The sequence below is a fragment of the Rothia sp. HMSC065B04 genome, from assembly GCF_001812285.1.
Lineage (GTDB): Bacteria > Actinomycetota > Actinomycetes > Actinomycetales > Micrococcaceae > Rothia > Rothia mucilaginosa.
The window spans coordinates 691,729-713,819 of the sequence record NZ_KV808406.1 but is presented as its reverse complement, the minus strand read 5'-3'; the positions used below and the strand labels follow the sequence as shown (position 1 = coordinate 713,819).

The 22,091-nt window shown below is 63.0% G+C and carries 11 protein-coding genes; 7 read left to right on the top strand and 4 right to left on the bottom strand.

Translation table 11 applies throughout. The features are described 5' to 3' along the window. Positions 1-251: 251 nt before the first annotated feature. The gene (locus HMPREF2845_RS03025; RefSeq protein ID WP_070541652.1) at positions 252-1,715 is read left to right on the top strand and encodes a zinc-dependent metalloprotease; all 1,464 of its coding nucleotides are present in this window, start codon (positions 252-254) and stop codon (positions 1,713-1,715) included. A 164-nt stretch (positions 1,716-1,879) separates the two neighbouring features. Here the strand turns inward: HMPREF2845_RS03025 and HMPREF2845_RS03020 are convergent, their stop codons facing one another. Further along, complete coding sequence (locus HMPREF2845_RS03020; RefSeq protein ID WP_049349443.1) at positions 1,880-2,512, bottom strand: M48 metallopeptidase family protein; 633 nt, start codon at positions 2,510-2,512, stop codon at positions 1,880-1,882. Next, complete coding sequence (locus HMPREF2845_RS03015; protein ID WP_070633850.1) at positions 2,496-4,475, bottom strand: ATP-dependent helicase; 1,980 nt, start codon at positions 4,473-4,475, stop codon at positions 2,496-2,498. The genes HMPREF2845_RS03020 and HMPREF2845_RS03015 overlap by 17 nt, the downstream gene beginning before the upstream one ends. 362 nt (positions 4,476-4,837) lie before the next feature. Between HMPREF2845_RS03015 and HMPREF2845_RS03010 the strand changes: the two genes are divergently transcribed. Further along, positions 4,838-5,794, top strand: coding sequence for a phosphotransferase (locus tag HMPREF2845_RS03010; protein ID WP_246824588.1), 957 nt, complete (start codon positions 4,838-4,840; stop codon positions 5,792-5,794). A gap of 1,070 nt (positions 5,795-6,864) precedes the next feature. Here the strand turns inward: HMPREF2845_RS03010 and HMPREF2845_RS03005 are convergent. Together HMPREF2845_RS03005 and HMPREF2845_RS03000 are read right to left on the bottom strand one after the other, a co-directional pair. Beyond that, the gene (locus HMPREF2845_RS03005; protein ID WP_070633848.1) at positions 6,865-11,649 is read right to left on the bottom strand and encodes an ATP-dependent DNA helicase; all 4,785 of its coding nucleotides are present in this window, start codon (positions 11,647-11,649) and stop codon (positions 6,865-6,867) included. A 79-nt stretch (positions 11,650-11,728) separates the two neighbouring features. Beyond that, on the bottom strand, positions 11,729-15,577 hold the full coding sequence (locus HMPREF2845_RS03000) for a UrvD/REP family ATP-dependent DNA helicase (RefSeq protein WP_070633847.1): 3,849 nt from the start codon (positions 15,575-15,577) through the stop codon (positions 11,729-11,731). 128 nt (positions 15,578-15,705) lie between these two features. On the opposite strand from HMPREF2845_RS03000, the gene HMPREF2845_RS02995 reads away from it, so the two are divergent. The 5 genes from HMPREF2845_RS02995 (at position 15,706) to HMPREF2845_RS02975 (ending at position 22,058) form a co-directional block, all read left to right on the top strand. Continuing rightward, a complete protein-coding gene (locus HMPREF2845_RS02995) occupies positions 15,706-16,401 on the top strand; it encodes a 3'-5' exonuclease (RefSeq protein WP_049341874.1) in 696 nt (231 codons plus the stop codon). Between the two features lie 201 nt (positions 16,402-16,602). Then, complete coding sequence (locus tag HMPREF2845_RS02990) at positions 16,603-17,970, top strand: threonine/serine exporter family protein (protein WP_049354247.1); 1,368 nt, start codon at positions 16,603-16,605, stop codon at positions 17,968-17,970. Between the two features lie 209 nt (positions 17,971-18,179). Beyond that, positions 18,180-19,529, top strand: a complete 1,350-nt coding sequence (gene hemL, locus HMPREF2845_RS02985; protein WP_070633846.1) for a glutamate-1-semialdehyde 2,1-aminomutase — start codon at positions 18,180-18,182, stop codon at positions 19,527-19,529. A gap of 32 nt (positions 19,530-19,561) precedes the next feature. After that, positions 19,562-20,743: a sugar dehydrogenase gene (locus HMPREF2845_RS02980; RefSeq protein WP_070633845.1), complete on the top strand. Its 1,182-nt coding sequence runs from the start codon at positions 19,562-19,564 to the stop codon at positions 20,741-20,743. Between the two features lie 142 nt (positions 20,744-20,885). Beyond that, the gene (locus HMPREF2845_RS02975; protein ID WP_070633844.1) at positions 20,886-22,058 is read left to right on the top strand and encodes a transcriptional regulator; all 1,173 of its coding nucleotides are present in this window, start codon (positions 20,886-20,888) and stop codon (positions 22,056-22,058) included. The last annotated feature ends 33 nt before the right edge of the window (positions 22,059-22,091 follow it).

Below are 22,091 nucleotides of genomic sequence, written 5' to 3'. Positions count from 1 at the left end.
GCCGTGACCCCGCTAAAAATAGAGCAACCAGGAGGCGTTCACGCTCTGACCCGCGCCGCGCTATGTCAGCGCCCCGCTGTGACGGCAGCACGAAAAAGCGCCCAAACCCCGGCCCCAAAGACAAGCTTGTGAGCCCTTAGCTGATTAACCCGCTTCCACAGCAATGGCACGGGAAATTCTCAGCAAAAATCGGTAGGCTGGACAGCGAGCGGGCCAGCTGCGCCCACCCCCGGATTACGAAAGGCTTCTACATGTCTGAGAACCCCACCGGCGGCGCCTCCAACGAGCGCGACCCCCTCGAAGAATTCATTAAGAAGATGCAGGAGCAGGGCTTCGACCCCTCCGCTGGGGCAACCGGCCAGGGCGGCAAGGGCGCCTCCTCCAACGCGCAGAACCCCTTCAGCGCGCTCTTCGGAGAAGGCGGCCAGAACCCCTTCGGCATCAGCATCGACCCCGAAGACCTGAAGAACATGGGCATGAGCTTTGACCCCGCCATGATGCAGAGCATGTTCGCGCAGGTGCAGGCGATGTTCTCCGGCGCGGGCGCATCCGACAGCCCCAGCGGTGTGAACTGGGATAGCGTGAAGAACCAGACCCGCCAGATGCTCGCCTCCATGGGTGAAGACCCCTCCGTACCCGAAAACCTCAAGCGCGCCGTAGAAGACGCGGCGAACCTCGCCGACCTCTGGCTGGACGCGGTGACTATCATTGAGCGCCACAACTACCCGGTGCAGGCGTGGTCCAAGGCGGAATGGGTGGAGCATTCCTTCGACTCCTGGCGCGAAATGGTCGAGCCGGTCGCAGCCGAAGTCACCCAGTCCATGGTCATGCCCGGCGCACCCGAAGACGTGCCCGAAGAGATCTCGCAGATTCTCAACAGCGGCTTCTTGAACAACATTGGTTCCGTGATTTTTGGTGCGCAGATGGCGCAGGCACTCGCGCAGCTCGCCGGTGAGGTGTACTCCTCCACCGACGTGGGCTTCCCCCTCGCGCCCGGCTCCTCCGCGCTGCTGCCCAACGGCTACCAGCAGCTCGCCGACAGCATCGAGGTGCCCCCGCAGGAGGTCCTGCTCTACCTTGCTGTGCGTGAATCCGCGCTGATCCGTCTGCACAAGGCAAACCCCTGGTTGCGCGAAGACCTGGTTCAGCTCGTGGCGCGCTACGCCCGCGGCATTCGCGTGGACATGAACCGCATGCAGGACGCCGCATCCCAGGTGGACATGAGCAACCCCGACGCCGTACAGGAAGCATTCGAAGGCGGCATGTTCAGTCCCCAGCGCACCGAAGACCAGGAACTGGCGGTACAGCGCCTGGAGGGTCTGCTCGCCCTCATCGAAGGCTGGGTATCCGTCGTAACCGAGGACGCGACCCGCAACCTACCCAAGGCACCGCAGCTGACCGAAATCATGGCGCGCCGCCGCATCGACGGCGGCCCCAGCGAGCAGGTCTTCGAGAACCTGGTCGGCCTGGAACTGCGCCCGCGCCTGGTGCGTGAGGCACAGCAGTTCTGGCGCTGGTACGAAGAATCCCACGGCATTGAGGCACGCGACGGCCTCTGGGACACCCCGGAGACCCTGCCCACCCCCGCCGAGCTGGAAGACTTCACCGCATACGATGCGCGCATGAACGAAATCAGCCTGGACGACGTGGACTTCGACTCGGAGTTGCAGAAGCTGCTGGACGGCGGCTTTGGCGACGCGCCCGAAGAGAAGTAGAGCTGAGCGAAGTAAAGCTGAGCGGCGAAAGTAAATAGCTGACACCTCGAGCGGGGGTGGCTTGTGAATGTACAAGCCACCCCCGCTCGAATGTTTCGTTTGGTTTTTGATTCTTTGATTTTCGGGAAGCACTTTAGCCGGCTGGATTTTAGCCGGAGAGATTTTTAGCTGGCGCTGTTTTCGCCGCGCTCGCCCCGTTCACTTTCAGCCCGCGAGCGCCCCAGCGCGTACCCCTCCAGGTAGGCCTGCGCCCGCAGCAGCTGCGGGTAGCGCGCCTCCAGAGCACGGAACGCCGCCGAATGATTCGGCTGCAGCAGGTGGCAGAGCTCGTGGTGAATCACCGAATCCAGCACGTACTCCGGTACGCCCTGCAGCTCCGAGGAGATGCGAATCTGTGTGTTCGCGTAGGTTGCCGAGCCCCAGCGCTGACGTTGGTTGCTCACCCAGCGAATCGACAGCTTCTCGAGCCTGCCCGAGGCGACCAGCTCCGGCAGGTTCTTCTGCGCCAGGTGCAGAGCGCGGGAGCGCAGGTACTCGTCCGTGACCGTCAGCTGCGTGGCACGCTCACGGCGCGCGGCACGACGCTGAATGCGCGGCAGCAGGCGGGCAATATGCTCATCAATCTCCTCGCTCGTACTCGCAGCCGGAATGAGCAGGCGGTAGGCGGGATTGCCGTGCTCGTCCACGCCGTCACGCTGCATGCTGATGGTGCGGGTGCGGCGCGCCGAGCGGACCAGCTCAATCTGCGGGCGGTCCTCGGTGGCGGGCAGAATCTCACGCTTAAAACGCTGAGCCATAGTCTCCTCTTCCCTTCGACGAACGGCGAGCCTGTGTTGCACGGGGCTGAGTCGAACGAGGCTGAGCCGAACGAGCCTGCGCCGAACGAGCCTGCGCCGAACGAGCCTGGCTATACGAGGAGCCGGTGCTCTCAGCCCTGCGGCGGCGCTTCGCCGGATCAATATCGTCCAGGAAACGCGAACGCTTACGCTGACCGCGACCGCCCACGGTGCGGGTCATCGTCCAGGTCAGCCACAGGTACTTGCGGGCGCGCGTAATACCCACGTACAGCAGGCGGCGCTCCTCATCCACCTCGTCCGGGGTGGTCGCAAAAGTAATGGGCATGAGGCCCTCGTTCAGGCCGCACAGGAACACGGCGTCCCACTCCAGGCCCTTAGCCGCGTGCAGGGAGGCGAGGGTTACGCCGTTGACCTGCGGTGCGTCATTAAATTCGCTGCGGTGGTTCAGGGTCGCCACAACCTCGTGCATGGTCAAAGGTAGCGGCTCGGGCACGCCCGGGCGCGGGTTCGCGCAGTGCTCCTGAAGCTGCTCTTGGCGGTGCTGCGCCATCATGTCCACCATGTGCACCAGGGCGGCGAGGGACTCCCACTTCTGGCGGGTGGCGCCTCCCGAAAGGGGGCCTTCCTCCTTATAGCCGAGGCCGCCGAGCACATCGCGGGTGTAGCGGGTGACGTCCTCGGTACCGTCCGTGGACTTCGCCGAACCGCGCAGGGCAAGCATCGCCTGCTTGACCTCGGGGCGCTCAAAGAAACGCTCCGCGCCGCGCAGCTGGTACGGAATGTGGGCGGCAGCCAGCGCAGACTCAATCGCCGCCGACTGCGCGTTCGTGCGGAACAGCACCGCAATCTCCGAAGGCGGCACGCCGTCCTTCTCAATCAGGTCGCGGATATCCTCGGCAATGCCTGCCGCCTCCTGCTCATCGTCGGCATAGCCGAACCACTCCACATCCACGCCGGGGCCGCGCTGAGACATCAGCTCCAGCGGCGGCGCCCACGAATGCGGGCTCGAATCCGGATGCGGACGGCGCGCCGCCAACAGGCGGTTCGCCAACTCCACCACCTGCGAATGGGAACGGTAGTCGCGGGTCAGCTTCACCGTGTGCGCGCCACGGTACCGGCGCGCAAAATCCAGCAGGTAACGGCTGGTCGCGCCGGTAAAAGAGTAAATCGTCTGGGAGGCGTCGCCCACCACGCAAATATCGTCGCGGCCGCCCAGCCACGCATCCAGCAGACGCTGCTGCAACGGGGACACGTCCTGGTACTCGTCCACCACAAAATGGCGGTACTGGTTGCGGACGGTCGCGGCGAGCTTCTCGTCCTCCTCCAGCATGGCGATGGTCAGTAGTAGCACGTCCTCAAAGTCGATGAGGTTACGCTCATCCTTCAAATCCTCATACGCCTGGAAAATACGCTGCATATTCTGCGGGGTAACCGCCGAGGGCAGCTGCTTCTCGCTCAGACGCTGCATGATGGTGTCCGGGGTGAGCAGCTGAACTTTCGCCCACTCAATCAGCGACGCCAAATCACGCAGCAGGGAACGGTCCGTGCTGATGCGCAGACGGTTCGCCGCCTCCGTAATGAGCGCTGCCTTATTCTGCACGATGGACGGGAACGTACCACCCACCACCTGCGGCCAGAAATACGCCAGCTGACGTAGCGCCGCCGAGTGGAAGGTACGCGCCTGCACGCCGTGCGCACCCAGCTGGTGCAGGCGGGTACGCATCTCCTCCGCCGCGCGCAGGGTGAAGGTCAGGGCGAGTACGCGCGGGCCCTGGTAGCGACCGATCGCAATACCGTAGGCGATGCGGTGCGTAATCGCGCGGGTCTTACCGGTACCGGCACCCGCCAGCACGCGCATGGGGCCGTTCAGCTCGGTGGCGACCGCACGCTGATCCGGGTCAAGCCCGGCAAGGATATCGTCTGCGGAGATCATATGCTGAGGCTGCTGAGGTGTGGCGGTCATAATGCTCCATCAGTAAGGCGGGCGGTGCGGGCAGGCGGCATGCGCTCGCGCGGGCACGTGAACATATAGGTATGCGGGCGCGCGAGGCGGTGATAGCCGGTCTTCCATTGTATTCTCCCAGACTGCGCCGGGGCTTCTTAGCCGTCGTTTCTTTCATTCAGGGCGTGAGGCGACAGGCAGATAACGGAACCGCCAGGAGCCGGATGCAAGCAACCGTCACCGAGTGCATTTAGGCTTGTCCACAAGTATCTTCACCACTTGGCATAAAGATCCCAAAAACTACTAAACGGCACACATAGGTTTGGTAACCTTAACCCGTGACTTTATCTCCCCTTCAGCTAGCAGCCATTGTCTCCGCCGGAGTGCCCGGGATCTACCCCGTCGGCGCCGAACCGGTCCGCGAAGACAGCGACGACTTCGACTCGGCAATCATCGCCGACTCCACCGGTCGCCGCTGGCGAGTCTGCGCCCCGCGCCGCCCCGATGCCAGCATGCGCCTGGAAGCTGAACACCTCATCCTGCAGTCGTTCAGCCCCGGCCTGCGCGCACGACTGCCCTTCGCCGTACCCACCGTCGCCGGCACCGTACCGTACGCGGGCGGCAACGTGTTCGTGTACACGCACATCCCCGGTACCATCTACGACGTAGACCAGCTGGCTGAGCTGAGCCGCCGCGAAGTTGCGGCGAACCGCCCCTCCCTGGCGTCCATCATCGCCAAGGACATTGCGACCCTGCATGTGATGCCCGAAGACATTATTTACGAGGCTGACCTGCCCTCCTACTCTTCGGAGCAGATTCGCCTGCGCAAGAACGCCGAGCTCGAGCGTGCCGCCGCAACCGGCAAGGTGCCCGCCGACCTGCTCGCGCACTGGCGCGCCGTGCTCTCCCCCAGCCCCATGTGGCAGTTCCGCCCGCGCGTGGTCCACGGCGACATGGGTGCCGAGAACCTCGTGCTGCACGTGACTCCTACGGAGGCGCGCATTGTTGAGGTCACCGGCTGGTCCGAGGTGCACGTGGGCGACCCCGCACAGGACTTCGCGTGGCTGTACTCCTGCCAGGACATCGACTTCACCGACGAGGCCATCGAGGTGTACCGCCAGCAGATGCCTCAGCTACCCGACGCCTACCTGGCGCAGCGCGCGAACTTCTACGCAGAGTTCGCGATCGCCCAGTGGCTCACCCACACCGTGGAGGTTGGCGACCGCGACGGCGCAACCCACGCGGTGTCCATGCTCCTCGACGTTCAGGACGACCTGCGTGCCTCCGGCGAATTGCTCGGACAGGAGGAGGTCGGCCCGCTGGTCGGCCCCGCCGAGTAGATATTGGTCGGTCCCGCCGAGTAGCTCATAAGGTAAGTAGCCGCCAGGTTGTTGCCAGCCAGGGTGTCACCTGCCGCATAGGTTTTCGGTTCAGCTAGGTTTTCAGCTCAGCCCCGCAGTACTGCGCTGCGGGGCTGAGCTGTATCTACTGGGCTGTATATCCGCTAGGTTGTAATCCGTTGCCTCGCGCCCGGTGAAACCAGCTCTCCTGACTGTCTGTCGAACCGACGGGATGATGCCTATAAGGGCTAATGGAGGGGCTTTAGTGGCCTTTTTGACAAAATTTCTTTAAGTGTTTCCTCTCACCTTTTGAGCACCAGTTTTGCATTTTTGTGCATGAATGACTCAGATTAAGGCTGAGACTTGAAGGTGCGCTAAAGGTGCCATTCACAATATTTCCCGGACGCAAATACGCCACAAACCCACAAAAACCAACTTTTGGTTTTGAGAGTCCACAGAGCCTCAACTTCACCTTGAACTATGCTCAAAATAGTGCATTTTAGGGTAAAAACTTTGCCCGTAGATTTTTTCAAAAACTCCTGGAATACTTTTGCTGTGCCGCGAGAATACCAGCGGACACACTCCCCATAGCGCACTGACCAGCGCTGATATCGTGGCAGCGATAAATTGGGGAGACAGATTGGACGGGACCCTGACCGGTCATGTCAGACCCGAGCCGGATTCATGCACCGCGCAACCAATCACCGATGGCAGAAATCTATAGAGTTACTTTCGAGGTTGTGTTTGAGAGTAAAGACGCACGCAAACCCCACGGGGCGCCGGCGGCGCGAGTGAGGTCGCGAGAGCGGCAGTCGTTCGGCGCGATTCTTTCCCGGAGCGTGCGAGGGCACGAAGTACCTCTATAGTTCTTCAGCGGCTGAGGACGCCTCTTACCCTAATGCAGTGGGGTAACGAGGCGTCCTCTGCCGTTAACACGAAAAGTCCACACAGAAAAGCAGCTCACGAGACGTAATGCCTCCGTGAGCTGCTTTTCTATATGCGGTTAATAGCTCAAGCTAACGCGCGAGCGCATGTCTCCGCCGCCTAGCCTTGCCGCTTAGCCTTGTTGCTTAGCCCTTGCGCGCCTCACGAATCACCTTCGCCAGCTGCGCCTCCGTGGGCAGGCCGCCGCGGATCTGGTGGTCCCACACCTCCGCAACGCCCTTGCCGCCCAGGTACACGAACACGGTGCTGATACGCTCCGGGTCTACGCCAATAATGCGGGAGAACGCGATGCGGTACAGGCCCAGCTGGAAGCGTCGAGACTGCATGGTCGACATCTTCGGGCGGGAACCGCTCTTCCAATCCACCAGCACCCAGCGTTCGCCGCCCTCGTCCTCGGTGCGGAACACCGCGTCGATACGGCCGCGCAGGCTTACGCCCTCGATGTGGGTTTCGACCGGGTATTCGACCGCCCAGATGCGGTCCTTCCACTCGTCGCTGCCCCACTCACTGTTGGCGAAGCGCTCCCAGAGGCGCTGAACGGAGGCGTCCAGTTCGCTCTCGGATTCCTCGAAGTCGTCCTCGAAGGTGAACTCGTCCTGTTCCTGCTGGTCAGCAGGATCTGCAGAACCAGAGGAATCTGCAAGCTCAGCGGGATCTGCAGGCTCAGCGGGCGCGGCGGAGGCGGAGGCAGCAGCAGAAGCAGGCAGGTCAACGCCCACCGTGTCCTCCGCGTCGGGTGCCTCCAGCGGGTCGGCGCTCGGCGCCACCCCGAAGTGCTCCTCAATTAGCGCGTGCACCGCCGTACCAATCGTTGCCGCGCGCGAGGGACGCTGCGGCACCGGGCGCATCAGCTGATGCACCGTGCCCTGCGGGTCCTCGCTTAGGCGAATGAACGTGGATGCGGACAGGTGCCCTGGCAGCTGCTCGCTCAGCACCGGGTCGGTCTGGCCCATCATGAGCAGTAGCAGGTCGGCTTCGCGTTCCCAGTCCACCGCCTGCTGGCGCAGGGATTCGGGAATGGCGGACTCGCCGTGTGTAGCGGGTGCGGCGGATGCAGGGTGGTTTGCGCTCTCCCCCGCTACGACCTCCGCGCCCTGCTGCGGGTCATCCTCCCCCGCGCCAACGGCGAGCTCCACCGCCAGGGCGGCGCGCTCCACCGCCTCACGACGGCTCGAGGAGTTAATCGCAATCTCACGCTCCAGTTGCTCATGCTGGCCGCGACGAAGCACCGCCTCCGTGCCCCGGTTGAGGGCATCGTCAGAAGCCCAACGCCAAATCACGGGGCGCTCCAGCGGATCAAAAGGCCACATGGCGGTCAGCACCGCACCCAGGTTCGGGTTCCTGTCCTCGTAGTTCTTCTGGGCGAACTGGCCGCGCACCTCAATCGGCAGCGCCGCCGCCACCGTCGGCGAGAAACCGGGCTGAGGCGGTTGCGCCTCACGCCATTTCTCCCGCTCGGTGGCTTCGATAATCCATTCGGGCACCGGCAGGTTCAGGCGGGTACAGTTCTCCGCCACCGTGCGTGCTCGTACGGAAGGAGCCGCCAGCTGCCAATCCTGCGCGAGGGCAGGAGCCATGGCCTCAACCAGCGCCCACGCGTAGCGTTGCACCTGCTCGGCGTAGGTTGCCCGAGCATTCGCGCGCGCCTCCGCCTGTACGGGGGTGAGCTCGTCGGCGTCTACGGGGTAGAGTTCCAGCTCTTCCAGCAGTGCCGCCTCATCGGGGGCGGGCGGCAGGTTCGAGGGATCCACGACCGTACCGTGCACCAGGGTCACCGGCTCCGCCAGGCGGTACTTCGACTCCGCCAGCTGCTCAGCCCAGCGGCGCACATGGTTCAGGTGCACCTTCTTGCGCTTATCGGCGGGGTTCGGCATCGTGTACGACAGGCCCATACCCACCAGCTGCGGTGCCGCCCAGGGGGTATCCATTGTCTCTTCGAAACGTACAGAGGGCGCATCCAGACCCACGAACGGGTTGAAGAGCATCTTCAGCAGCTCCTCCCAGAAGGGCTGCACCGGCAGGGGGAGCATAGCGGCGCTCTTCCAGCGGTAGGCGCTCATCGCCAGCAGGTTACGGGCACGGGTCATCGCCACGTACATGAGGCGGCGATCCTCCATGCCGGCATGCTCGGCGGCATCATCCTTATGCTCGGCCAGGTAGTCTTCCAGGTCCTTCGCCTTCTCGAAGGCGGTAATCTCCTCCGGGGTCTCAAGAATCGACGGAAGGTACTCGCGGTCGCCACGCAGCGGCCAGGGCAGAGCCGTATTAGCCGACATCTGCCACAGGTTCGGGGTCTGCCCGCCGGTCGCACTACCACACAGACCCGGCAGAAGCACATGATCCCACTCCAGGCCTTTCGCGGCGTGCATGGTCATCAGCTGTACCGCGTTCGGGTCAGGCTCCACGGTGCCCAGCGCCAGGCCCTTCTCCTCGTCATCGGCACGTTCAAGCCACGCGAGGAAGCCCATCACGTAGCTCACGCCGCCCGAAGACAGCAGGAAGCGGCGCGCACCCGGGTCGCCCTCCTCCGCGCTCACGCCGTCAGAGCCGGCGTAAATCATCGCGTTAATACGCGGCGCCGACATGCCGTAGGCGGCGGCCACCTCGTGGAAAGCGTCCAGGTTCGCGCGTGAACCCAGCGGGTCGGTACCCGGGCGGACCGCCAGCTCAATATCGAGTAGCATGGTCCGCTCAATCTCGTACAGAAGCGTGCCCAAATCCTCACTCAAACCGGCACGCAGCACGCGCATTTGCTCAGCAAAAGCACGCAGACGCTCCAGCGCCGCCGGGGAGAAACGGCGGCCACGGTACTGCTCACCGTAGAGGGGTTCGCCGTCCGCGCCGTCCTGCGGTAGGTTCTCCACCGCCTCGATCAGGGAGGCGTAGCCGGAGGAATCCTCCACCGCGCCCTTGAGGGTTTCGTCCAGGCGCTCCTGGGCGGCGCGCAGGTGCTCTGCCTGCAGGTTGATAGCAGCAGCGTCGTCGGCGTCTTCAGCCTCGGCGAGCATACGCAACGCCATCTGCTCGCGCAGGGCACGCTCACGCTCACGCACCAGCGACTGAGCCCAATCACCCAGCGCCAACATATCCGCCGCGCCCAAACGCCAACGCGCACCCGTCAGCAGGCGCGCCAGAGCATCCGAACGGTTCGGATCAGCCAGCACACGTAACGCCGACACCAAATCCACAACCTCCGGTTGGGAAAGCAAACCGCCCAAACCCACCTGCTGCACCGGAATACCCAGACGCTCGCACTCCACACGAATCGGGTCCAGCTGACCGTGCACACGCGCCAACACCGCAATCTCAGGCATCTTCAAACGCGGATGCACAGAACCATCACCGGAACGATGCGCCGCGTAGGCGCGCTCATACTCGCGCACCGCCTGGGTACGCATCGCCGCAATACGCTCAGCGATAGCCACAGCCTCCTCGCGGTCAGAGTCGTGGTACGTCAAATCAACGCGCCCCACCATGCCCGCGGCAGCCTGCTCAAAGGCGGGTGAGCCCGGCTCCCCCACCAGAGCGCAGCGCGGGCGCAGGTCAGGAACCTGAGCGGCGGTAATATCGCCGTCGGCGGCACGCACCCACTCGGGAACCTCCTTCAGCTTCTCCGCCACATGGTTCGCCGCGTTCAGCACCGAAATGTCGTTACGCCACGCAATGGACAGGAACAGCGGCCGCACATGCTTGGTTGGGAAATGACGGTAGAAGCTGAACATCTGGCCGTCCGAAGCGCCACGGAAACCGTAAATCGACTGCTTCGGGTCACCCACAGCCATCACCGGATGCGCCGGAATACCCGCCGCCTCATCGGCACCGTAAATCGAGGAGAACAAGCTCATCTGCGCGTGCGAAGTGTCCTGGAACTCGTCCAGCAGAACCACCTTGAAGCGGGCACGCTCACCCTCGCGAATCGCCGGGTCAGCCTCCGCAATGCGGGCGGCAAAACGCATCAGGTCACCAAAATCCAGCACCTGCATACGCGCCTTCACGCGGGCATAGCTCATCACCATGCGCGCGTACACTCGGCGGTTACGCAGCAGACGCTGAACCTTCAGGATGTCCTTCTCAGTCTTCGTCTCACGGCGAGGCTCGGGCACCGCCGCGTACGCCGCCAACTGCTCGGTGCAGAAGTCAATAACCTGTTGCGGCTCCACCAGGTGCTCCGCGCACTCGTCAGAAAGCTGCAGCATCTGGTTAATCATGGTCGCCGCAGAGACCGGCACGCCGTCCTTATCGAGGGGAAGCTCCCCCTCCCAGTACTGCACAATCTGCGCGGCAAGCTGCCACTTCTGCGCATCGCCAAGCATCTGCGCGTCCTGCTCCACGCCCAGGCGCAGACCGTACTCCTTGACGAGGTTATTCGCGTAAGAGTGGTAGGTGAGCACGGTCGGGTCAGCGATGCCCTCACGTAGCTCCTCATCGCTCGGGGCGACGCGGCGGCTACGGCGCAGCGTGTTCAGACCGGCGCGCATACGGCTGCGCAACTCGGTTGCCGCCTTGCGGGTAAAGGTCACGCCAAGCACCTCTTCAGGGCGCACAAAACCGTTATCGACCAGCCAAATCACGCGGTCGACCATGGTCGCGGTCTTACCCGAACCGGCGCCCGCAATGACGAGGGTCGGGGCGGGACCCGCCTCAATCATGCGGACCTGCTCGGGGGTCGGCTTCTTACCGTCCGCGCCGTTGAGCATCTCGGCAATATCGAGGGCACTGCGGTAGTCGGCAGGCTTCAGCGCGGGGTCGTTCGCGGCGGCTTCAGCCGAGAAGAGCATGCCGTTGGGCAGTTGCCAGTTATTGTGCTCGCACCACTGGGCGGGGGTGAGCATGCCGGTGCCAGAACCGGGGTGAGCGCCGGGGTTAGTAGCGCTCTGCATATCAGCGCTATATGCGCCAGAGTCAGTCATGATTCCTCTTCCTCATGGATCATTCTCATGGGAGGTTCGGGGTGAGTGATATCGAAAGTAAACGTAGGGTACGCGGCTACTAGGGCTGAGTCACCTGACGGCCGCGCGTACAAATCGGGCAGATCTCCGGCAGACGGCACCCATAGCCGCCCTCACGGTGACGAGTCTGCACCTGCGAGCCAGCAATCAGCTCCGCGGCGTGCTGCACCAGCTCAGCCGCCCACGAATCGTGCTCCGTCAGTGCCGGCTGAACCTGCAGACGAGTCTTGCTCTCGTCGTTCACGCCCGAGGCGCCCAACTGCACGAGCGCCGCGCCTGCGGAATGACCCGTGTAGCCGGTGTACTCCAGCTCCTGGGGGCGGGCATCCGGTAGCGGTTCGCCCGCCTCCAGGGCGGCGGCTTCGGCGCGGTAACGCTCCTCCAGCTGCGCACCGGCGCCAGCCTCCACCGCAATCTGGTAGGCGGCAAGCTGCGGATGCGTCTCCATCTCCGACCCGGACGGCTTAGACTTGCCGGTTTTCAAGTCGACAATGGCGTAGCGGCGGGTGCCGTCCTCCGCCGGGGCGGTACCCTCGAGGCGGTCCACACGACCGTTGAGCAGCGCATCCAGCTCGCCAACCTCACCGGCGGGGTCGAAGGGCACGGGCACACGCACCGCGAAGGAGCCTTCAACACCGAGGTTCTGCCAGCCAGCGTCACCCATGTGCTGACGGTAGTAGTAGCTCAGGCGCAGAATCATGCGCTTGGCGCGCTCGTAGAGGGCGTAGGATTCCCAGGGCACGCGCTCGCGGTACTCTTCGTCGGTTTCGTCCTCCTTGCGGGCGGGCACACCGAGGGAGCTAATGCGCTCGTCGAGGGCGGTTTGGAGCTCTTCGAGGGTGCCGGTCGGGTACTCCTCGGCGATGGCGTGAACGAGCGTGCCGAGCGAGCGGGACAGGTCGGTTTGGGCCTCGGCACGGGCGGCGGAAACCAGCCAGTCCAGCGGGGAGCTGTGGATGGTTTCCAGGCGCGAGGGCGAGAGCGTAATGGTGCGGCGACCGGGGCTTTCTGCAGGGTTTTCGGCAGGCTCTTCGCCGTGGTTTTCGTCCAGCTCAGCGTGGTCTGCCGGGCGGTGCGCAAAGAGCAGCTCCGTGCTGGAAAGCGGCAGCAGGCCCCACCATTCGTCGGGGGCGGCACCGGGTGCCTGGGCGTGCGCCAGGCGCGCCAGGGTGCGGGAGGCGGCATCGAGTCGGTAGGCGGACGCCTCCGGGGTGAGGGCCTCTTCCTCCGGTGCGCTGTGCATCGGTGCGCCGTTCTGCTGTGTGTCCTTCTGCTGGGCGTCTTCGGCGCGCATCGCGTTCATCGATTCCTCAACGAGGGTGCGGCGAAGCTCCGCCACGAGGGAACGCAGGGTAGCGGGGCGGCGCACACGGGTGATGGGCACGTCCGTGGAGTCGCCGACCGCGTCGGTGGGTAGCACGAAGTCGAAGAACTCGCCGGGTGCCTGATCGTCGTTGCGTACGGCGGTGAGCACAAGGCGGGTGCTGGCTCGGGTGGCGGCGACTGCGAACATGCGCAGCTCGTCGTGGCGAGTGTCGCGCACGCGTTCGGGATAGCTACGGATGCGGGCGGGCGGCACCGGCTGCTCGCTCTCCCCCGCCTGTTGTTCTGTCTGCTGTGCGCGCTGGCGGAGGCGCGCATCGCATAGATCCACAAGGTCGCCGGTGCTCAGCAGGGAGCCGCGCACGGTGGTGTTGGGCCAGGTGCCTTCCTGCAGGCCGCATACATATACGGTGCGCCAGGACTGACCGGCTGCGAGCGCGGGGGTGAGAATCTCGACCGCGTCTTGGCGTACGCCGCGGGCGGCGAGGGTGTCCATGGGCAGGTCCTGCGCGTCGATGAAGTCGAGGAACTGCTCGGCACCGGCGCCGCGCATCTGCTCGTCGAATCGGTCAGCGGCTTCAAAGAGACCGATCATGGCGTCAAGGTTTCGGTGGGCTGCATCGGCGTCGGGGCCTGCACCGCGCGACTGGGTGACCCAGGTCTTTTCGAGGCCGCTGGCTTCCCAGAGCGCCCAGAGCACTTCGGTGCTGGTGGATTCGGGGCGCGCGAGTGCTTTACGTCCGGCGGAGAGCACGGCTGCGATGCGGTGCACGGCGCGTCCTACGCCCTCTTCGGGGAGGGTTTCGGGGTGTAGCAGTGCACCGAGGAGCAGGTCGTCACTGGGTCGGTGACCGCCGCTTTGCAGTTCGATGGATCGCAGCTGTTGGCGGAGTCGTCGCACGTCCATGCTGGATGCGCCGCCGAGTCGGGAGGTGAGCAGGGTGATGGCGCTCTGCGCGCCGCCGAGGGGGTTGGCGCGGCTTTCTTCGGCGATGACGTCGTTGAGGCTTCGGCGCATGAGCTCTTCAGCTTCGGCGGCGCTGAGGGCCTCATACCCGGGTCGCTCCCTCGCCTCCGTACCTTCTCCAGCGGGCATGTGCACGGCGGGGTTCAGCGCCTTCTCGCCACGCTTGCGGGCGTAGACGAGCAGACTGAGCGCGTCGAGGAAGGGGCGCACGGCGGGCTCGTCACGCACCGGCACGAGCGCCGCGGAGGTGCGCGACGGAATGCCGTTCGAGGAGAGCACGCGGCGGATGCGCGCCACGTCCGCACCGTTACGCACGATGATGGCGGACTCGCGGTAGGGGTGGTTGCCGTAGATGCGTTCTTCGAGCAGCATTTGGGCGATGAGGTTCGCCTCGTCCTGGGAGCTGGCGAGCGCATACTTATACACACCGGCGGGTGCGGTGCGGTAGTGTGCGGGGTCGAGGATTTTGCCGTCGGCGCCCAGGTGCAGTAGCGGTTCGTCGGTGGCGCCCCAGGTGAGGGCTTCGTCGGCGGGGGTGGTGTTGATGCGTCCGAAGGTTGCGGGCGCGCCGGTCTTTACGCCATCCTTCGCGCCCTCCTGCTCTGCGGTGAGCGGCACGAACCGGGTGTAGCGCGGCAGGCGGCGGCGAATATCCGCCACGAGCGGCATCATGAGTGCGGGCAGGCGGTACGAGGTGGTGAGCGTGCGGGTGCGCATGCTGGGGAAGCTTGCCTGCAGGGTGGTGACGAGGTCTGGGCGGGCGCCTCGGAAGCCCTGGACCACGGCTTCGTCGCTGTAGGTCATGACAACCTGGGGGCCTTCAGCGAAGAGGTCGGGGTGGGTTTCGGTCAGGTGCGCGGCGTCTGTGGGCGGTTCTTCTGCGGCGATGAGGCGTAGCAGTCGGTAGATGGAGGGGCTGAGTTCCTGCACGTCGTCGATAAGGATCAGGTCGTAGCGGCGGCGTTCTTCGGCGAGGAATTCGGGGGCGCGCAGTAGCAGCCGGCAGGCGTCGTTGATGAGTACTGCCGGGTCGTAGGCGTTTTTGGCGCGGAGGGCTCGCACGGCGCGGTATTCGGTGTGAAGCTGTGCGAGGGCGTGCCAGGCGGGCTGGTTGTGTTCGTTGGCGAGGCGGTGTACGTCGTCGGCGGTGAGGTCGTATTCTGCCATGCGGTCGAAGAAGTCGCGGATTTCGTGGCGGAAGCCGCGGGTGGGTAGGGCGTCGCGGAGGACGTCGGGCCAGGTGGGGCCGGGTGCGATGCCGGCGGCGTGGTTGGCGAGTAGTTCGCCGATGATGACGTCTTGTTCGGGGCCGGAGAGGAGTTTGAGGTTGCCTTCTACGCCGCTGAGCAGCCCGCGGGTTTGGGCTCGTTTGAGCAGGTCGAAGGCGTATGCGGCCCAGGCGCGGGTGGGTGCTACGGAGAGGCTGCGGTCGCTGGAGGCGGCGATGGTGTCTCGCATGCGGGTTGCGGCGGTGCGGGTGGGTGCGAGGATGAGTAGCCGGGCGGGGTCGTTCCCGTCGGCGAGGTAGCGCAGGGCGCGTTCGGTGAGGTGGTGGGTTTTACCGGTTCCGGGGATGCCGGTGAGAAGTTGGGTTGTCATGGTTTCAGTCTATCGGGTGGGCGGCGGGTTCACCTCCGCTGTCGGTCATTACTGCTCTTCGGCAGCTTATACGCTTCTAAGTGACGACCGGGCGCGCGCCTCCTTCTCTGCTGGGTTAGTCTTATAGCATGACCTGGATGAACGGCCTGCGCGCCACTTTTGACCTTGAAACCACCGGTGTGGACGTCACCACCGCCCGCATCGTGACTGCTTCCCTGATCCTGCTGGACGCTCAGGGTAATGTGGTGCGCCGTGGCGAGTGGCTTGCTGACCCCGGCGTTGAGATTCCTGCCGGTGCCGCCGCTGTGCACGGTATTACGACCAAGTACGCGCGTGAGCATGGCCGTCCCGCCCGCGAGGTCGTGTGGGAGCTTGCCGGCGCTATTGGTGCGCTCAATATTGATGGTGTGCCGATTATTGCGTTCAATGCTGCCTACGATTTTTCGGTGCTACACCATGAGATGCTGCGCCACAATATTGCCAACGGCGAGCTGCCGCCGGGTGTGGTGCTCGACCCGTATGTTCTGCATAAGCATGTGATTCCGCGTAAGCGCGGCAAGCGCACCCTGGAGGTTCTCGCCGCCGAGTACGGTGTCTCCCTGGAGAATGCGCACACCTCCGCAGATGATGCTCTGGCGGCGGAGCGTCTGCTGGTGAAGCTGACCGAGCAGTTCCCCGAGGTCCTCAACGTGGATGCGCGCCAGCTGCACGAGCAGCAGATTCAGTGGGCGGCGGAGCAGGCGGCGAGCTTCCAGGCGTGGTTGCGCACGCAGCCGGGTAAGGAATCCGAGGTTATTGACGGCCGCTGGCCGGTGCGCCGATAAAACTGCGCCGCTAAACCTGATCCGCTAAACCTGCCCCGAATATAAGCACCCCGCAGCCCCTCCCGTCTGCGCTCAGCGTGCCCGTCGCATCCGCCTTTACTGACGGGCTGACACTATCCCCGCTTGGGCTTCTCCCCTATGCTAGAAGGTAACCGCACCTACACGTATAGCACGTGAATAGCACGACCCGGAAGGCCTCTCATGGATGATCAGCCCCGCACTACCGAGCCGTACCCTGACACTAATACGCGCAGTATTTATCTGGGGTCTACCCGTCTGGCTCATGAGCACCTGGTGGCGCAGTCGCAGGTGGTGCTCCGCCTGGGCCGCATCCTGATGAAGTCGGGTGCGAGCGCATACCGTATTAAGGCGTCGATGGCGCGTTTGGCGAAGGCTGTGGGGTTGAAGGAGCATCACGCGCAGGTGACCTTCACCGAGATTTCGACTTCTTCGTACACTGACGGTAATTTCCGTACCGAGGTCGCTGAGCAGCGCACGATGGGCATTAACGCTCATAAGCTGGATCAGTTGGGTAAGTTCATTTCTGAGCTTCCTGAAAAGATCACCCCTGCGGAGGCGAACGCCGAGCTTGACCTTATTGATTCGGCGAAGCCTCTGTACACCCGCTGGATGTTGGCGCTGGCGTCGGCGGTGGCGTGTGCCGGGTTCGCGTTCCTAAACCGTGGCGGTCTGGTGGAGTGCACGGTGGTGTTCTTCGCGGCGGGTGCCGGCCAGTTTTTGCGTTCGACTCTGCTCAAGCGCGGGGTGAGCCATTTGGCAACGTGGATGGCGTGCGGCTTCCTGGCGGCGGGCCTGTACATTGCGCTTGTTAATGTGCTGGTCGCGGCGGGTTGGATTAGCCCGAACCATATGATTGGTTTTATTTCGTCGGTACTGTTCTTGGTGCCCGGTTTCCCCATGGTGACGGGCATGCTCGATATTTCCCGCATGGACTTTTTGGCGGGTATTTCGCGTCTAACCTATGTGGGTTTGTTGTTGCTGAGTGCGTCGTTTGCGGTGTGGGTTTTGGGTTCGCTCTTCCACCTGCCGTTGGCGGCTCCTGCGCCTCTTAACCTGGATCCGACCCTGTATTTGGTGTTGCAGGTGCTTTCCTCGGGTGTTGCGGCGGCTGGCTTCGCGATGCTTTTTGCCGCTTCCCCAGTGGCGTGCGTGTGGGGTGGCGTGATTGCTGCGGTGGCGAACCCCATCCGTATTCACATGGTTGAGGCTGGTATGCCCGCGCATATGGCGGCGACGATTGCCGTGTTTGGTGTGGGTATTTTGGCTGAGATTGTGGCGCCGCTGCATCAGCGCAAGTACACCCGTATTTCCCTGTCGGTTCCGGCGGTGGTGACGATGGTTCCGGGTGTTCCGTTCTACCGTTCGATGTCGCATTTTGCTAGCGGTGACATGTACTCGGCGGCAAGCGGTTTCGTGCAGTCCCTGCTGATTTTCATGGCGTTGGGTATGGGCCTGGCCTTCGTGCGTCTAATCTTCGACAAGAACTGGCTGTTCGATCAGGACACCCAGGTTCTGAACCGCCTGGATACCGACCGGCACCTGCGTTAGCGCGTTGCGCGTCCTCTCTGTTCCCTAACTTGTCTGTTGTGTTTTATCGTCACCTTTCGGTACGTTCAGGTGCTTGTCACCTGCGGTTCATCTGTAGCGCCTATGATGGTTAGGTACGGGACGCTAGTGGCGTGCGGGCTCCGTTGCCTGGTGCGCATCGTCCCTTGTAATTCTTTAGTTCGCCGTCTCTGTTGAAAGGCACCGATACGATGACTCCTTCCTCTACCCACCCGCTGCACCACGAAGCCAGCGAGAAGCTGTTTGAGCGTTCTCGCGCGGTGATTCCCGGCGGCGTGAATTCCCCGGTGCGTGCTTTCAATTCTGTGGGCGGCACCCCCGCGTTTGCCGCGAAGGCTAAGGGCGCGTACCTGTACGATGCGGACGGCAACGAGTACGTTGACCTGGTCTGCTCGTGGGGCCCGTCGATTCTGGGTCATGCGCATCCTCAGGTTGTTGAGGCGGTTCAGCAGGCGGCTGAGCGCGGCCTGTCCTTTGGTGCGGCGAGCGCGCCGGAGGCTGAGCTGGCTGAGCTGGTGGTCAACCGTATTAACGCGGCGATTCCCGGCGCTATTGATCAGGTGCGTATGGTGTCGACCGGTACTGAGGCGACCATGACTGCGATTCGTCTGGCGCGTGGTGTGACCGGTCGCGACAAGATTATTAAGTTCGCGGGCTGCTACCACGGTCACGTGGATGCGCTGCTCTCTGAGGCTGGTTCGGGCGTGGCTACCCTGGCGTTGCCGGGTTCTGCTGGCGTGACTGCCGCAACCGCCGCAGAGACCATCGTTCTGCCCTATAACGACCTGGACGCTGTACGTGAGGCGTTCGCGAACCACGAGGGTCAGATTGCCGCAATTATTACTGAGGCGGCGCCCTGCAACATGGGTGTGGTTACCCCCGAACCCGGTTTCAACCGTGGCCTGCACGAGATTGCTCACGCGAATGGTGCGCTCGTCATTTTTGATGAGGTGCTGACCGGTTTCCGTGTGTCTTCGGCTGGTTACTGGGGTTACGCGGCTCCTGAGGATGGCGGCTGGGTTCCCGATATTTTCACGTTCGGCAAGGTCATTGGTGGCGGTATGCCCATCGCGGCGCTGGCCGGTAAGCGTGAGGTCATGGAGTACCTGGCACCGGTCGGCCCCGTCTACCAGGCGGGTACCCTCTCCGGTAACCCGCTGTCGGTTGCGGCGGGTATTACAACCCTGACTTTGGCTGATGCCGCCGTCTACGCGCACCTGGATTCGCATAGCGCCCAGCTGCAGCAGGCTCTGACCGAGGCGTTCAACGCCGCCGGTGTGGACCACTCCATCCAGAGCGCCGGTAACCTCTTCTCGGTCGCGTTCGGCACCTCTCAGGAGGGCGTGCACAACTACGCCGACATCAAGGCCTCGGCAACCAGCCGCTACAACGCCTTCTTCCACTCCATGCTCGAATCCGGCGTGTACCTGCCGCCGAGCGCGTTCGAAGCGTGGTTCGTTTCTGCCGCCCACGACGATGAGGCGATGGACCGTATCATCTCGGCTCTTCCGGCTGCCGCAGCTGCTGCCGCATCCGCGTAGGAGTTTGAGAGACGTAAGGAGGTGAGCCGCTCATGGATCTGAGCGCTCTGGGACTGCCTATGGAGCAGCTACGCGACGTGTGGCTGATCGCCTTCATGGTGTACCTGGGCTTGTGCCTGCTGGTGGATATCGCCTACCCGGTGCCCATCAAGAAGGAGAAGGCAGCCGAACTGTACCTTGAGGTGTCCGGCTCGCCCGTTGATGAGGCGCGCCGCGCCACCGCGGAACGCACCGCGATGGGTGCGCCGCTGAGCTCCTCCCGCAAGGGTAGCGCCACGAAGAAGGCGAAGAAGAAGCTGGATTCTATTGAGGGCGCCGGCGTGTTTAGCGGCTGGTTCCACGTGGTCATGTACCTGTGGGGCTGGATTGTGGCGGTCTCTATCTTCACCCTGTACTGGGATATCGTGTACGACGGTGTTGTACTACCGGCGCTGATTCTGCCGTTCCTCATGGTGTACCTGGGTGCGCGTATTGGCCGCCGTCAGTGGCGTGCAGTTCGCGGATACAGCAAGGACGACCGTGTGCTGGGCATGCCGCGCATCTACTCGGCGACGCTGGGTAAGCTGAGCGCACCGTTCCGTGTGCGCGGCACGGTGCCGGGTGTAGAGCCGATCCGTGACGACCGCACCGCCTACTGGATCCTCGGCGGTATTGCGTTCCTGCTCGCCTCGGTCTTCCTGGTTTCGTTGGCGGGCTGGAGCATTGACGAGGATTGGGAAGCGATCTATATCGGTCACGCATCCTGGTTCTTGCTGGCGGCGGGCGTTCTGCTGATTATCATATTGCTGATGCGTAGCCGCGATTACGTGCTGTACAACCCGGATTCGTTCCAGGCTGGGCGTCTGCTCCTTCCGGCGAAGTCCCGCCCCTACTCGGATGTTCGCGCATTCCGTGTGTACCCGAAGAACCCGGACGCTATCAAGCTGAACCCGAAGGATGCGAGCCAGTGGACGCTGGAGATTCTGCTTCCCGGCGGCCGCAAGCACGACTATTCGCTGAATGAGCACCAGATTGATTGTTTGGTGGCGCAGATTGCGTTCGACATTGAGCAGGGACGCTGGGCGCAGCTGGATTCTCCGGCGGATCGTGAAATGTTGGCGAAGTACTTCGTGGACGGCCGCGTCATCTGCACGACCATGGGATACAAGCCTGCCGGTAAGCATGCGGAGGAAGCGGCACGCCGCGCGTCCTTCCAGAAGGCGCAGTACAAGTAGGCGGACTGCTCTTATACCGTTCTTATACCGCGAGAAGCCACATGTGTTTCGAGAAGCCACGTTTTATGTTGCTTTTCGAAACTCATGTGGCTTCTCAGCATCGTAGACACATCATCACCGATACCCGTAGAGAGGACAATTCATGGAGCTAAGCGCTTTTGGGATACCCCTAGAGCCGTTGCGCTACATATGGCTCATCGCCTTTATCGTTTACATAGGGTTATGCATAGTACCCGCTATCACTCACCCCGCAACAATCAGCACGGAAAAGGCGAAGGAGCTCTACATCGCCCGTTACGGCTCCCCCATCAACAATGCAATGAGGTATGCCGAACGTCGTTCCCTGGAGGGTAACCCGCTACCAAAACATAAACTGCGCTCTAACCTCACCCGTGCCCGCAAAGAAATCGATAGCGTATACGGTATCTCCTCGATTGAGGCTTGGTTCCACGTGCTCATGTATGTGTGGGCATGCCTTGTCGCACGGTCCATCTTTCGTCTGTACACAGATATTGCCCATAATGGCATTCTGCTACCGGCTCTGTTGTTGCCGTTCTACATGGTGTTCGTGGGTGCACGTTCAGGTCGCCGCACCTGGCGCAAAGCCCGAAGCATCGATACGGATGACATGACAGCCGGGTTGCCTCAAATCTATAGCGCAGCATTGATGCGTCTCAACCTTTTTGCTGTGCCGAATGGGGCTCATCCTCAAGCTAAACCGGTTCGGGCAAAGAATGATTTCTACGTTGAAGCCCACTTTGTGTTGGTTGTGGCTCTCATCGTCTTCTTCTATTCGCTTGTCGGTTGGACAGTTCTAGGTGTCCAGCCAATGCCCATTGGTGGAGCTTCCATAACGCTGGCAATTGTTACCACCGTAACTGCGGTAACTCGGTGGGTTCACATGAGGCGGTTCCTGCTATTCAACCCCGACTCGTTCTACGTCGGGCGGCTTTTCCTACCCGCGAAGAAGTACAGATACACCGATATTGAGGAGTTCTGCGTCTTCCCGAAGAACCCCGAACAGATCAAGCCGACCTTCTACGAGCCCTCGCAGTGGCAGATAGAAATCAAGGTGCCGTCCAGAATCCCGCCGAACCTTGCCAAGCGTATGCCGTGGCTGCGCAGGCACATTGTGGCGGTACACGATGAGCGGGTCGTCTGCCTCACCTCCCAGGTTGCGTTCTACCTGGAGCAGGAACGCTGGGCGGACCTGCGCTCCCCCGCCGACCGCGAAAAGCTCGCGGAATACTTCACCAACGGCAACGTTGTGTGTACCTCCCTCGGGTACAAGCCAGTCAGCGAAGAACAATCATAAACGGCGAGAAGCCACATGTGTTTCGAGAAGCCA

Excerpts from the sequence above, each read along its gene's own strand:
- HMPREF2845_RS03025 (WP_070541652.1), top strand. The coding sequence starts at position 252 with ATGTCTGAGAACCCCACCGGCGGCGCCTCCAACGAGCGCGACCCCCTC.
- HMPREF2845_RS03020 (WP_049349443.1), bottom strand. The coding sequence starts at position 2,512 with ATGGCTCAGCGTTTTAAGCGTGAGATTCTGCCCGCCACCGAGGACCGC.
- HMPREF2845_RS03015 (WP_070633850.1), bottom strand. The coding sequence starts at position 4,475 with ATGACCGCCACACCTCAGCAGCCTCAGCATATGATCTCCGCAGACGAT.
- HMPREF2845_RS03005 (WP_070633848.1), bottom strand. The coding sequence starts at position 11,649 with ATGACTGACTCTGGCGCATATAGCGCTGATATGCAGAGCGCTACTAAC.
- HMPREF2845_RS03000 (WP_070633847.1), bottom strand. The coding sequence starts at position 15,577 with ATGACAACCCAACTTCTCACCGGCATCCCCGGAACCGGTAAAACCCAC.
- HMPREF2845_RS02995 (WP_049341874.1), top strand. The coding sequence starts at position 15,706 with ATGACCTGGATGAACGGCCTGCGCGCCACTTTTGACCTTGAAACCACC.
- HMPREF2845_RS02990 (WP_049354247.1), top strand. The coding sequence starts at position 16,603 with ATGGATGATCAGCCCCGCACTACCGAGCCGTACCCTGACACTAATACG.
- hemL (WP_070633846.1), top strand. The coding sequence starts at position 18,180 with ATGACTCCTTCCTCTACCCACCCGCTGCACCACGAAGCCAGCGAGAAG.
- HMPREF2845_RS02980 (WP_070633845.1), top strand. The coding sequence starts at position 19,562 with ATGGATCTGAGCGCTCTGGGACTGCCTATGGAGCAGCTACGCGACGTG.
- HMPREF2845_RS02975 (WP_070633844.1), top strand. The coding sequence starts at position 20,886 with ATGGAGCTAAGCGCTTTTGGGATACCCCTAGAGCCGTTGCGCTACATA.